Origin of the sequence: Corallococcus sp. Z5C101001 (assembly GCF_007352635.1) — a bacterium.
Classification (GTDB): domain Bacteria; phylum Myxococcota; class Myxococcia; order Myxococcales; family Myxococcaceae; genus Corallococcus; species Corallococcus silvisoli.
Genome location: NZ_VKLU01000010.1, coordinates 23,501 through 36,347 on the forward strand (window position 1 = coordinate 23,501; position 12,847 = coordinate 36,347).

General features: G+C 72.1%; 11 protein-coding genes. 5 read left to right on the plus strand and 6 right to left on the minus strand.

Annotation, left to right across the window (positions count from 1 at the left end; translation table 11 throughout):
• Window positions 1–35 precede the first annotated feature (35 nt).
• Window positions 36–635 carry a hypothetical protein gene (locus tag FOF48_RS22485; RefSeq protein ID WP_143904827.1) on the minus strand — a complete coding sequence of 200 codons (600 nt, stop codon included), beginning with the start codon at window positions 633–635 and terminating at the stop codon, window positions 36–38.
• A 54-nt stretch (window positions 636–689) separates the two neighbouring features.
• On the opposite strand from FOF48_RS22485, the gene FOF48_RS36535 reads away from it, so the two are divergent.
• The 5 genes from FOF48_RS36535 to FOF48_RS22510 are packed head-to-tail and all read left to right on the plus strand — an operon-like array spanning window position 690 to window position 6,314.
• Window positions 690–1,655, plus strand: a complete 966-nt coding sequence (locus tag FOF48_RS36535) for a type VI secretion system protein IglI family protein (RefSeq protein ID WP_186002027.1) — start codon at window positions 690–692, stop codon at window positions 1,653–1,655.
• A 13-nt stretch (window positions 1,656–1,668) separates the two neighbouring features.
• The gene (locus FOF48_RS22495) at window positions 1,669–2,613 is read left to right on the plus strand and encodes a type VI secretion system baseplate subunit TssG (RefSeq protein ID WP_143904828.1); all 945 of its coding nucleotides are present in this window, start codon (window positions 1,669–1,671) and stop codon (window positions 2,611–2,613) included.
• 12 nt (window positions 2,614–2,625) lie between these two features.
• Complete coding sequence (locus tag FOF48_RS37575) at window positions 2,626–3,012, plus strand: GPW/gp25 family protein (RefSeq protein ID WP_143904829.1); 387 nt, start codon at window positions 2,626–2,628, stop codon at window positions 3,010–3,012.
• A complete protein-coding gene (locus tag FOF48_RS22505) occupies window positions 3,009–4,643 on the plus strand; it encodes a hypothetical protein (protein ID WP_143904830.1) in 1,635 nt (544 codons plus the stop codon). Before FOF48_RS37575 ends, FOF48_RS22505 begins: the two co-directional genes overlap by 4 nt.
• Before the next feature lie 3 nt (window positions 4,644–4,646).
• Window positions 4,647–6,314 carry a type VI secretion system baseplate subunit TssF gene (locus tag FOF48_RS22510; RefSeq protein ID WP_143904831.1) on the plus strand — a complete coding sequence of 556 codons (1,668 nt, stop codon included), beginning with the start codon at window positions 4,647–4,649 and terminating at the stop codon, window positions 6,312–6,314.
• 10 nt (window positions 6,315–6,324) lie between these two features.
• Here the strand turns inward: FOF48_RS22510 and FOF48_RS22515 are convergent, their stop codons facing one another.
• The 5 genes from FOF48_RS22515 to FOF48_RS22535 form a co-directional block, all read right to left on the minus strand.
• Complete coding sequence (locus FOF48_RS22515) at window positions 6,325–6,711, minus strand: DUF4280 domain-containing protein (protein WP_143904832.1); 387 nt, start codon at window positions 6,709–6,711, stop codon at window positions 6,325–6,327.
• Window positions 6,711–8,390 carry an AMP-binding protein gene (locus FOF48_RS22520; protein ID WP_143904833.1) on the minus strand — a complete coding sequence of 560 codons (1,680 nt, stop codon included), beginning with the start codon at window positions 8,388–8,390 and terminating at the stop codon, window positions 6,711–6,713. Before FOF48_RS22520 ends, FOF48_RS22515 begins: the two co-directional genes overlap by 1 nt.
• Entirely contained in the window at window positions 8,387–9,421 is a 1,035-nt protein-coding gene (locus FOF48_RS22525; RefSeq protein WP_143904834.1) for a hypothetical protein, read from the minus strand. Before FOF48_RS22525 ends, FOF48_RS22520 begins: the two co-directional genes overlap by 4 nt.
• A 208-nt stretch (window positions 9,422–9,629) precedes the next feature.
• Window positions 9,630–11,963: a PAS domain-containing protein gene (locus tag FOF48_RS22530; protein WP_186002028.1), complete on the minus strand. Its 2,334-nt coding sequence runs from the start codon at window positions 11,961–11,963 to the stop codon at window positions 9,630–9,632.
• 242 nt (window positions 11,964–12,205) lie between these two features.
• A complete protein-coding gene (locus FOF48_RS22535; protein WP_143904836.1) occupies window positions 12,206–12,586 on the minus strand; it encodes a DUF1622 domain-containing protein in 381 nt (126 codons plus the stop codon).
• Between the last annotated feature and the right edge of the window lie 261 nt (window positions 12,587–12,847).

Sequence of the window (12,847 nt, forward strand, 5' to 3'; positions counted from 1 at the left end):
GGGGAGGGCGTGCGCCGCTCCCCGTTTCCACCGCGTCACCCGGCGGTGCCCCACCGGGTGACGCGGCGCTCCTGGGAGTTGGTGGCGAACTCCAGCGTGGTGCTCTTCTTCGGCGCGGGGACCACCTTGAATTCGAAGCGGTAGAAGCGCACGTCCACGCCGCCCGACAGCGTGACGGGCTGATTGTCCAGGAACACCCGGGGTGCGCCATTCACCGTGTCGATGAGGGCCTCGGCCGTCCGCGGGCTCTTCAGGTGGGCGGCTTCGAACCACTGGTCGCCGTCCTCGTCGAAGGAGACGATGGCCCACGCCAGCTTCAGGCGCAGGTTCTCCAGCGGATTCGAGAAGTGGTTGAGCACGTTGGCCGCCGTGGTCCGGCCTACGTACACCCGGAAGTCCAGGGGGCCGGAAGGGCCGTCCATGGTCAGCTTCTCAATGAGGCCAATGCATTTCACCGTGGGCCCGAAGTCCCCCACCTTGGGCGAGGACAGCGCCAGGTCCTTCTGGAGGTTGAGCCCCCCGCAGCCGTTCCATTCCAGCAGATAGCCCAGCGAGCCACGAAAGCCGGGCCGGTACTGGAAGCCGGTGCGCCAGTTGCATTGGATCTCCAGCAGGTCGGGCTTCTCGAGGGTCATGGCTGTCTGTCCTTGGTAATGAAAGACATGTAACATGAAGTGGAAAGACAGACCATGAGAGACCTGAGCCTGTGCCTGCGCCCGCTCCAGGGCGGCCCGATGGAGCGCCTGGAGGCGCACGACTCGCGCTTCCTGGCGGTGGCGGACCTGGTGCAGCAGGAGTCCTACGCGGAGGCCGCGGACGCCATCGAGGCCCTGGACCGCGAGGGGCTTCATGAGGTGCGGCTCGCGGCCTACTACCTCTTCGCGGCGCTCCGCGAAGAGGGGCTGTCGCGGCTGCCAGAGGTGCTGGAGACGCTGCTGGAGTTGTCGCGGGCGGTGGCGCCCCCGGAGTCGGCCGGAGCCAAGGCCACCAAGCCAGTGGTGTTGTTCGACAAGGCGCTGACGTGGCTGTTCCAGACGCTGCTGAGCGCGCTTCGCTACCACCACGGAAAGAAGGACGCGGGCTGGGAGGCGTGGACGAAGGGCTTCACGGACGGCCGGCGCCGCGACACCCTGCGCGGCATCCAGGCGCTGCAGGCGCAGCTGGAGGCTCCGGGCTACCGCGGTGGAGCCCAGGGGCTCGCGGGCCTGGGGCAGTGGCTGAAGGAGACGCAGGAGCGCGCCGCCGCGCCCGCGCCTCCGGCGGAGCCCGCGCGCCCCGCGGCTCCCGCGAAGGGCCGGGCCGCGAAGGCCGCCGCGCCCGCCCCCGCGCCGTTCCCGCGCACGGTGGGGCCGCTGCAGCTGCGCGGGTCGGCGCACCTGCTGGAGCTGTGCGACAAGCTCAAGGCCTTCGAGGTCCTGGTGGCGCGGGGCGACTTCCAGAAGGCGGCGCTGGTGAGCGACGACGTGCTCCGGACGCTGGAGGACTTCGATCCCCGGCGCTATCTGCCGGAGCTGTTCTCCACCTTCGGGGGCCTGCTCAACCGGCACGTGTCGGACATCCAGGAGCACTGGGAGCGCAAGGACTCGATGGAGTGGCGCACGCTGTCGCAGTTCTACCAGGTGGACCTGGCCGCGTTCGTGGGGCCTGGCGAATGAGGCGGTCCCGGTCATGAGCGGCGCGACGCCGCTGCTGTCCGCGCTGGAGCGGCGCATCCGCGCTCGGGCGAAGGACTTCGACCTGGGGCCGCTGCTGCGGCTGCTGGAGTCGGAGGGCTACGGGCGCGAGCGGATCCTCTTCGAGAGCAACCCGGAGCCGGTGGCGTCGGCGTCGCTGGTGGAGGAGGTGACGTTCCACACCTCCCCGTTGCGGCGCGTGGTGGTGACGCTCAACCTGGGCCTGCTGGGCACGCCGGGCCTGTTGCCCAGCTACTTCCTCCAGGTGGCCGAGCAGCTGCCGGAGCCGGAGCCGTTCCTCGACTTCATCCGCTTCTTCGACCACCGGCTGCTGACGGCGCTGGTGGACGCGCTGCACCCGGAGCGGGACGTGGGGCTCGTGGGGGACTGGGAGCGCACGAAGGGGTTCTACCTGCGCATGGTGGGCGTGGACTCGCCGGCGACGCTCCAATGGCTGTTCCAGCAGGTGTTCCCGGAGCTGCGCGTGACGTGCGTGCGCCGTGCCTTCCGCACGCGCTTCTCCGGCATGCGCCCCACCTTCGGGCCCACGCCACTGGACGGCACCGGCATCCTGGGCAACGCCTATGCGACGGACGTGGGCGGCTTCCAGGTGGAGCTCTTCGCGGACGAGGAGGCGGACCTGCGCGGCCGCAACTGGCCCCCGCTGGTGCGCCACCGCTTCCACCGGCACGTGCTGCCGCTGCTCGTGCCCGCGCGCATGCAACTGGAGGTCCTCTTGACGGTGCGCGCCCACGGGCGGGCGGCGCGGCTGGGGCCCACGGGTTCGCTGGGCTACGAGCGGCTGCCGGGCGCGGAAGGCCAGCCGCTGCGGCAGCTCATCTACCTGGGCGACACGGCCGTGCCGGTGGCGGCGCCCGCGCGTCCGGAAGGCGAGCGCCAGGGCATGGCCATGGGCACGCCGAAGGCCGCGAGACGTTAAGGGGGACGGACCATGGGCTTTCTGCACCGGAAGTTCCTGGGGGTGACGGAGACGCCGCGCGAGGCGGTGCTGCGCAACCTGGGCCACCTGCTCCAGGCCAAGCTGGGCGCGGCGTCCGTGCTGCCCGGCTTCGGCCTCACGGAGACGGGCTTCCGCTCGGACGCGGAGCGGCTGGCGGGCCTGGGCGCGGAGATCCGGGAGACGCTGTCGCGCTACGAGCCGCGCGTGGAGGTGCTGGAGATCGACGAGGACCCGGCGCAGACCGAGGGCGCGCCCGGGCTGGTGGTGCACCTGGTGCTGCGGGACACCGGGGAGCCGGTGGACCTGCTGCTGGATCCCGCGTCGCGCCGGCTGCGCGAGCGGCCTGCTGACGCGGCGCCACGGGAGGACGAGGCATGAAGTTCACGGAGCCGCTGAAGGTGTCGCTGGAGCTCAAGGCGGGGGACAAGGACTTCTCCATCCCCGCGGGCAGCCTCAAGCGCCTGTCGGTGAAGGCGTGGTCGCACGGCTTCGAGGCGCGGGTGGAGTGGTGGGTGCGGAGCCGTGAGAGCGCGGACGAGGACACGCTGTTCACCCCCTTCACCGACTCCAAGCCCCTGACGGCGACGCTGAGCATCGAGCGCCGCTACGGGGCGAAGGCGGAGGGGCGCGACGGGCCGGAGGCGAAGCCCCTGAAGTTCGTGGGGCGGGTGGAGGCGCGCCACGTGCGCGAGCGCACCCTGGCGAACGTGAAGGACGCCCCCGTGATGCAGCGGCGCTACCGCATCCGGCTGGTGGACCCCGCGGCGATGCTGTGGCGCCGCCACTTCCCCAGCGGCGTGTGGGTGGACAAGTCGCTCCAGGAGGTCATCCAGGCGAACACGCCCAAGGGGCTGGACGTGGCCTGCGAGTGGGAGTCGGCGAAGACGAAGCATCCCTTGCACGCGTTGGGGCTGGGCGCGGACGAGGACGGCGGGGCCAGCTTCCTCGACTTCCTGCACTGGGTGCAGGCGCGGCGCGACGCGGGCCTCTTCCTGGACCCGGCGACGGGCAAGTACACGCTCGCGGACGCGAAGCCCGAGGGCGGCGAGGCGCTGGCGCTGGCGCGCGACGAGGTGAAGCAGGTGGACCTGCGCTACCCGGAGCCCCGTCGCGACGCGCTGTCGGTGCTCAACAGCTACGTGGACGCCGGCACGCCGCGCAAGGCGGTGGAGAACGCGGACGCGATCTCCGGCGTCCTCACCGAGCGCCTGTTGACCTCCACGCTGGAGGGCACGCTCACGGACCAGGTGTCGCTGGAGACGAAGCGCGTGCGTCCGGAAGGGCCGGAGGTGCGGCTCACCTTCGCGCGCTACCCGCGCGTGGCGCTGGTGCTCAACGGGCTCTACACACTGGGGCCGGACTGGAGCAAGGGCTTCGCGACGCACGGCAAGCAGTACCGCCTCCACACGCTCTCGCTGGAGGCGCGCGCGGTGGAGGCGGAGGCGGAGGCGGCGCCGGACGGCGTGTTCAACGTCTACCGGATGTCGCTCACCGGGGCGCTGGAGGAGGCGGCGGACCCGACCTTCCGGCGCCCCCGCTTCCGCGTGCCGCGCTGGCCCTTCTTCGCGGAGGGGCGGGTGGTCAGCGAGGAGGGCAAGGAGGAGGAGCGCACCTACCAGGTGCGCCAGGACGAGGAGACGTCGCTGGAGTCGTACCGGGTGAAGCTGCCGCTGTGGGACGCGGAGGTGCGCGTCCCCTATGAGCCGCACCAGCAGCCCGGGCACTTCTACTTCCCCGCGGACAAGACGACGCGGATGCTGGTGGCGCTGAACTTCCAGGACGCGCGCCTGGATCGCTTCCTGGAGTGGCGCCCGGGCGCGAGGCTCCCCAAGGAGTCCCAGGGCAACCACCTGCTCCTGGGCAAGACGGACAAGAGCGAGACGTCCGTCCAGCACCTGTACCAGGACTCCAAGCCGCTGCTGCGCATCCAGCGCACGCAGGAGAAGGACACCCAGCTCATCGAAGTGGCCGAGGGCCGGATGTTCCTGCGCGTCCAGGAGAAGGAATAGCCCATGCGGATGGACGAAGCGCTCTATGCGTCGTTCCTGGAGGAGCTTCAGGCGCTGGAGAAGTTCCGGCTGGGCTACACGGCTCTGCACCCCACCGCGCCGCTGGACGGCGAGGACGCGGACGTGCGGCGGCTCACCGAGGCGATGGCGCTGTTCACCGCGCGCACGCGCCGCGCGGGCCAGCGGGCGCTGGAGAAGAGCACGCTGCGGCTGTTCCAGCAGCACTTCGCCTACCTGCTGAATCCGGTGCCCGCGATGGCCATGGTGCGCGCGGAGCCGGATGCGCGCTTCGTGGACGCCGCGGAGCTGCCCCGGGGCACGCCCTTCCTGCTCAACCCGGGGGAGGGCGGCGGGCCCACCGGGCCGCTCACGCTGCGCACGCTCACGCCGCTGCGGCTGTTGCCGGTCCGGCTCACGCAGGCGCGGCTGGAGCGCCAGGGGGATGACGGCGCGCTGCTGCGGCTCGTCTTCGAGGGCGGCTTTCCGCGCAACGACTCGCCCGGCGTGGTGCGCCTGCACATCAACCACCTCAACGACTTCCGGGCCGCGCTGGCGGTGTTCTTCCAGTTGAAGACCTCCGTCCGGTCGGCGACGGTGTGCTTCGACGACGGGGCGGTGGAGCACGAGGTGAAGCCCTTCGACGCGCACGAGGGGCCGGTGCGCTTTGGCGCGCCCCCGCCCGTGCCCGCGGAGGGCGAGCCCTCCGAGCACCCGCTCCAGCGGCTGCGGCAGCTGCTGCACTTCCCCCAGCAGGAGCTGTTCCTGGAGGCCCGCATCCCGCCCGCGCCGCGCAACTGGCAGGGCTTCACCCTGTGCCTGCGCCTGACGGGGCGCTGGCCGTCGGAGCTGGTGCTGGGCCCGGACTCGTTCGTGGCGCACGCGGTGCCGGTGGTGAACCTCCAGCGCGCCATGGCGACGCCGGTGGAGCATGACGGCACGAAGGAGCGCCACGCGGTGCAGCACCCGGATCCATCGGGAGGCTACCGGCTGAACACGGCGGTGGGCGTGTACCAGATGGGCGCGAAGGGCATGGTGCCGCTGCGGCCCGGGGCCATCTCCGGGGGCGCGGACACCTACGAGCTGGAGCACGAAGGCCAGGGGCTGGCGCGCACCGCGTGGCTGGCGGTGGAGATGCCGGACGCCTTCGTGCGGCCGGTGCGGCTGGGCGTGGACGGGCTGTGGCATCAGCCGCTGCCGCCGCGCTTCGACGCCCGGGGCTACCGGCCCGTGCTGGCGGACCGCTTCCTGGAGGGGGTGCCGTGGAGCCTGGTGGGCACGGTGGCCCCCGGCGGCGACAACCCGGTGGAGCACGGCCAGCAGTCGCTGTTGCAGCTGCTGGCGCTGCGTACGCAGCGGTTCATGGGGCGGGACGACCTGCTGTTCGTCCTGGAGGTGCTGGGCGTGCGCACGCAGCGCTACTTCCGGGAGCTGCTGCCGTCCCTGACGGAAGTGAGCGTGAAGCCCAAGCCCTTCGCCCGGAGCGCCGCGGGCTTCAAGTACGTGTACCAGATGGGCTTCGGGCCCATGGACGCGTCGCTGCTGCCGCTGGTGGATCTGCTGTGCGGCCGGCTGGTGGAGCTGCTCGCGTGCTGGAGCGCGGAGGACGTGGTGGAGCTGGAGGTGCGGCTGCCCCAGCGCGAGGCGCCGCTGCGCTACACGCCGCGCGCTTGAGGCTGGCGCGTCACTTCACCTGGGCCTTCATCTGGCCGGGCACGTTGATCTTGATGACGCCGCCCCAGGCGCAGTTGCAGATGGACTTGTCGGTGAGCGCGGGCTTGCCCTTGATGAACACCACGGGCGAGCCGGGGAGCCAGGGGGACACGATGACGGGCAGGCACGGCATGGGCGTGAGCACGCCCATCGCCGCGGCGGTCGCGAGCGCCACGGTGGGGTTGCTCGGCGACTGACACATGCCGAAGGGCGGCACGTTCATGGCGGGGACGTTGTCCATCACCGTGCCCGCGGACGCGGTGGCGTTGACCATGTTGACGGGCAGCACCGACAGCGCCGACGGCGCGGCGCCGAAGCTGCATTGGAGGGCTGCTCCGGACGCGACCTGGGTTCCCATCAGCGTGTCTCCACCCGGGCGCGCAGCGTGGTGAGCGCCAGGAACAAGGGGTCCCTCGACTTCAGCCGCAGGGCGCCCGTGAGGTACTGCGTGCGGCACCAGTCCTCGTCCACCGGCCCGTCCCGCGGGCCCTCGACGCGCCGCGCGTGGAGCGGGAAGCGCTCGATGCGGTCGGGCAGGGCGTCCGGGCCCAGGGCCTGTTCGATGCGGCGGCGCACGTCCGCGTCGCCCACCTCCATGCCCGGCGGCAGGTCGCCCGTGAACACCAGCAGCACGCCCCGGTACGCGCCGGCCATGCCGCTCATCGGCAGGGCGAGCCCCACCGCGTCCAGCCGGGGGCCCGGCCCCTCGCGCAGCACCTGGGCGACCTCCGCGAAGGGGAAGATCCGGCCCTCCCGCCGGGGCTCTCGCGCGCCGGCGTAGTGGTACTGGCCCCGGACGCGGGCGAGGACGACGTGCGCGGGCGGACGTCCGTCGTCCGGCAGGGGCGTGAAGAGGCCCGCGTCGCCCGCGGCGTCCTGGCCGCTGCCGGTGAAGTCGCGCAGCGCCCAGGGCCGTCCGGGCGCGGGCGCGGCGTCCGTGTGCACGTCGCCCACGCGCCGGTGCGAGCACAGCACCGCGCCGCCCCAGGTCGCGTCCACGGACACGTTGCCGCCGGGCACGCCCGACAGGCCGCAGGCCTTGAGTCCGTCGCGCCACGCCAGGAAGTCGAACGGGGCCTGCGGATCGCGGAACCACAGACCCACGTTCTTGAGCGGCAGGCGGGCGCGGGCCACCAGGTCGCGCACGGCGGGCGTGAGGCCCAGCGCGCGCACCGGGTGTTCGGTGAGGAGCGCGGGGGAGACCTCCAGGTCCGCGGGCTCCACGTGCAGGTACGTCGCGCCCCTGAGGAGCGTGGTGAAGTACAGCGCGGGCAGGTGCTGGAGCGGGTGGAAGCCCGGCGCGGCCAGGTGCTCGCCGGGGGACAGGCCGAAGGTGAGCAGGCCGTCCACCAGCGCCCCGCGCCACGCGTCCCCGGCGGTGAGCGGCACGGGCACGTCGCCAGGGTCCGCCAGCGGGGAGAACAGCAGGCCCACCGGCTCCGCGGGCTTGTACGTGTACGACAGCAGCGCGGGCGGCACCTGGGTCTGGAGCGGCAGCAGCTGCGCCGCGTACTTGCCCAGGAGCGGCGCCTGATGCGGCTCCGCGGCGACGTGCTGCGGCTCCAGCGTCTCCAGCCTGCGGGCGATGAAGGCGCGTGCGCCGGGCGGCAGCAGGCTCACGCATGCGCCCAGGCCCAGCGCGGCGCAGAGCGACACCATCAGCTCCGGGCCGGGGTGCAGCAGCAGGCACAGCTTCGCGCCTGGCTTCACGCCCAGGCCCGCCCAGGCGGTGGCCCGCCGCGTGGCCTGTTCGTGGAGCTGGCGGTAGCTCAGCGTGCGCCAGCCCTGCACGCGCGAGTATGTCCGCAGCGCGACGCGGTCCGTGGTGGCGTGGCGTCCCACCAGGTCGTGGAAGAAGTCGTGGTGCTGGCCCGCGCGGCTCTTGAAGGGAGGGCTCCGGCCGACGTGGAGGGGGGCGAGCGCGGCGGCGAACCCGTCTGGGTCCTCCCAGCTCCGCGCGAGCCAGCCGGGCACGGTGTCCGGAGGCGGCGTGGTGCCGTCGAACGCGGCGAGGACGGTGCGCGGCTCGAAGGTCATGGCGGAGACGTGGGCGCGGGCTCGGGGGGAAGCAGCTCGCGGGTGGGCACCGGCTCCACGCGCGAATCCGGCGTGCGCTCCGGCCGCGTCTGGAACTCCTCCAGCCGCAGCTGGGGCACGGGCTCCGGGAGCGTCTCCATCCGGGGGGGAGGCTCCTGGCGGAACGACACGCCCAGGAGCACGCGGGCGATGGGGGTCCCGGGCGAGCGTCCCAGGCCGGGGCCCGCGAGCGCATGCAGCTCCAGGCCGTCGGAGAGCGGGAAGTGGCCGCCGCCCAGGATCTCCACCGCGGGCTGGGTCATGTCCCCCGCGAAGGCGGCCTTCACGGCCAGCTCGCCGCGCAGCCCCTGGCCGGCCGTCGTCACCCCCGCGCCCAGGCGGACCTCCAGGGCCTGTCCGGTGGCGCCCGGCGCGGAGAGCGGGTTGCGCGAGCGCAGCAGCACGCCGGCCTCCAGCGTCGGCCGCAGGAAGCCCACCTGCGTGCCCATGGCGGTCAGGGCCCGCACGCGCAGGCCCCGGTCGCGGCCCAGCACCGCCGTGCTGCCAACGGGAAGGCCCACGCCCAGATCCAGGGACAGGTCCAGGGGGTGCTCGTCGCGCCGGGACAACAGGCCCATGCGCGCCTGCACCTCCGGGGTGCCCAGCCCCTGGGAGGCCAGGGGCGTGACGCCCAGGGGACCGGGGTCGTCGCCGCGCTGCCACAGCACGACGGGCACCTGCGCGCCCACCTCCAGCCACGGCAGCACGCCATAGCTGCCCGCGAGGATGGCCGACGTGCGATTGCGCACGGCCTCCAGACGGCGCTCGCCATTGAGGAGCACGAGCGGCAGTTGTTGATACTGGCCCACGAGCCCGACGCTCAAGCCGCCGGGAACCCGCAGCTCGCCGTTGCGCATCACCACCGTTCCCCGTCCTGGGTTGATCTCCAGGTGTTCCAGTTCGAAGCCGGGCAGGGCGGTCTGTGCCCCGGCGGGCAGGGCGCTCAACAGGACCGCGAAGACAGCGCCGTGCGCGGGCAGGGATCTGGGCATGGGAATGATGGCGCGCCGGCCGCTTCCGGCGGGACGCGCTCCACGAGCCTCATGATACCCAGACAGCGTCTCGAAACATAGCCGTCGCGGCTGTATCGGATGAGCAGGGAATGGGTCGAAGCGGCCCTGATGCGTGGGGTTGCCAACTCAGCGGGTCCTGGTGTTATGGCGGCGGAGGGGCTTCGCGACCTTGTTTCGCTTGTTTGTCTCAGGGGGCTGGAGCGAGCCGGGCCAGGGGCAGCTCGACGATGAAGGTCGCCCCCTGGCCCGGCTCGCTCTCCGCGCGCAGGGTGCCCTGGTGGGCTTCGACAATCTGTCGCGTGATGAAGAGGCCCAATCCCAGTCCGCCGTAATGTCGCGTGGAGACGGCCCGGGTGAATTTCTCGAAGATGTTCTGGAGGCTCCCTGGCGCGATGCCAATGCCTTCGTCCTTCACGCTCAGCCGCGCCCGTCCCCGGATCCGTTCCACCTTGAGCGTCACCGGGCGGCCCGGGCCGTACTTCAGCGCGTTGGAGACGAGACTGCTCGTCACCTGCTCCAGCCGGTGCCGGTCCCAATGGCCTACCATTCCGGAGGGGGCTTCGACGACGAGCTGGCAGCCCGCCTTCGCCGCCTGGGCCTTGAAGCGCTCCGCCACCGCATGGACCACGGTGGCCAGGTCCACCGCCTCCAGCCGCAGCGGCGCGGAGGGACCCGTGAGCTGCGTCACTTCCAGCAGGTCGTTGATGAGCGTGGTCATCTTCCGGACCTGCCCGGAGACGGCCTCCGCGGTGCGCACCACGCGCGCTCTCAGCCCCTCCAGGGACTCGGCCGTCCGGGCCTCGCGCACCAGCGCCTGGAGCTTGAGCTGCAGGGGCGTCAGCGGCGTCTTCAATTCATGGGAGGCCACCGTCAGGAATTCGTCCCGCAGGGACACCGCGTGCTGGAGCTGGGCCTGCGTCTTGCGAAGCTCGGTCACGTCCTGGAGCGCCAGCAGCACCGAAGCGGAGTGGCCGTGCTGGGCGGGCAGGGGGGCCGCCTCCACCAGCACGGAGTAGTGTCCGGTGGGGGTGTGCCAGACGACCGGCTCCGCGTGCACGGGCTTGCCCAGCGCCGCGCGCACGCCAGGGATCTCCTCGCTGGTCAGCTCGCGGCCCTCTTCGTCCGTGAATTGATGGAGGCCCGTGTAGCTCTCCGCGCGCAGGCCCTGCGGCACGTCGCCCCCGGCCATCTGCCGAGCCGCCTGATTCGCGAAGAGCGTCCGGCCGGACTCGGGCTCCATCAGCAGCAGGGCCACGGGTGTCTTGTCCAGCACCGCCTCCAGCCACTGCTGCTGGTTCTCCAGGGACGCGGCCCACTCCTCCAGCTTCTTGCGGGCCTCCACGCGCTCCGTCACGTCGATGGCGAATGACAGCACGGTGTCCACCCGGCCATGCACGTCGCGCAGCGGCTGGTAGGTGATGTCGAAGCTCCGCGTCGAATCCACCCCGCCGCCGTAGTCGGAGGTGACGGGGACCTCCGTCTCCCATTGGGCCTTGCCGGTGGTGTAGGCCAGGTCCAGCATCCGCGAGTACTGCCGCGCCCGGGGCTCATCGATGTCCCGCACGGAGATGCCCGTCACGTCGACCCCTCGCGACAGCACGCGGTAGAGCGGGTTCACCAGCATGAACACCTGCTCTTCTCCGGAGAGGAGGGCGATGGACGCGGGCGCGCTCGTCAGCACGGCGTGGAGCCGCGCTCGCTCGGTCTCCACCTGCGCCTCGGCCTGCTTGCGCTCGGTGATGTCCTCCGCCGTGGACACCCACTCGCGGATGGCGCCCCCGTCGCCGAAGACGGGGACGGCCCGGCCCACCACGTCGCGGTAGCCTCCGGAGTGGTAGCGCAGGCGGAACTCCCCTCGGTACGAGGTGCGCGTGCGCAGGGACTCCACCCAGCCGCGCACCACGCGCTTGCGGTCGTCGGGGTGGATGGCGGCGAGCCAGCCCAGGCCCAGGTGCTCCGCGTGCGTCTGGCCCGTGTAGGCCAGCCAGCGCGGAGCGGGGTCCACCACTTCGCCCCGGGCGTTGGTGGTCCACACCGGCTGCGCCATGGCCTCCACCAGCGAGCGGTAGCGCTGCTCGCTGTCGCGGAGCGCGTCGTGGGCCTTCCGCTGTTCGGTGACCTCCACCACGATGACGCCCGTGCCCAGCAGCACGCCCGTGGCGGTGCGCACCGGGTAGTAGCTGACGAGGAAGTGCCGCTCCACGCCCACCTCCTTGGGCGTCATGCCGCTGATCTCCAGCGTCTGCGGTCCCCCTCCGTCCATGACGCGCTGATACTGGGGGCGCAGCGTGGGCCACAGCTCGGGGAGGACCTCCTGCACCTTGCGGCCCAGGTGGGCGGCGCGCGGAACGCCGTTGATGGAGGCCAGGGCTTCGTTCACCTGGATGAAGCGCAGCTCCAGGTCCACCACGGCGAGGCCCACGGGCGTGCTGGCCACCAGCGTCTCCAGGAGCAGCCGGGAATGCGCCTCGGAGAGGGCTCCGGCGGCCACCGGGTCGAAGCTCGCGCTGGGACTCTCCACGCACGCCTCCTCAGGCTCCGGCCCTTCCCGGCGAGCTTGGAGGCAGGGCCTCGTGACGCCGCTTCCCACCATGGAAGTGGCCTGATCTGGAGGGTGTGCATCCTCGGGGTGTCAGGGCAATCAGCACCCACCCGGGGGCGCGGCCGCTGACTGGCTGGCACCTGCCCAGGCCCAGGCTGCTCGGGCGCCCCCGTCCTCGCGAGCGTCCGGTCGTCGGCCAACACATGGGTTGGCGGGGAACCTCAGGGGCCAGGCCCGCCCTTCGCGTCGCGGTCCTCCAAGCGCTGAGTCGGCTGCCACGGCCAACGCCCGTCGATCTCCACCTCCAGGGTGAAGCTGAGGAACGTGCGGATGAGGACGATGAGGCCCAGGATGATCACCTCGCGCAGCGTGGGGGCTTCGGCGATGGTCCGGATGATGTCCGCCGCGACGAGCAGCTCCAGGCCCAGCAGGATGGTGCGGCCCAGGTGGTGGCGCAGCAGGCGGTAGGCCTCCGCGCGCTGGGGGCCCCGGTAGCCCTGGACCACGAGCAGCACGGAGACGAGCGTCCCCACCACCATCACCCCTACACCCGCGCCTTCGAACAGGCGTGCGGCCAGGGCCACGAATTCGATGAATCGCATGGGCCGCTTCCCCCACCCGGGAAGATGGCGCATGCCCACCGGCCCCACCACCCCATGCCATCCTCCCCGTGGGGCAGGTCCACCGTCGGATTTGTCGCAAGCGCAGACCCCGGGAGGCCTCAAGGGCATACCTCGTCGGAGGTAGAGGCGGGACGTTCCAGGTGGGCTAATGAATCCTCCTGAACGCAACCGGGTCCAGCCGGCGGCTCGAGCGGGTGCGTGACAACCGGTGTTCCCCTGCCAGTAGCGCGAGGAGTTTCG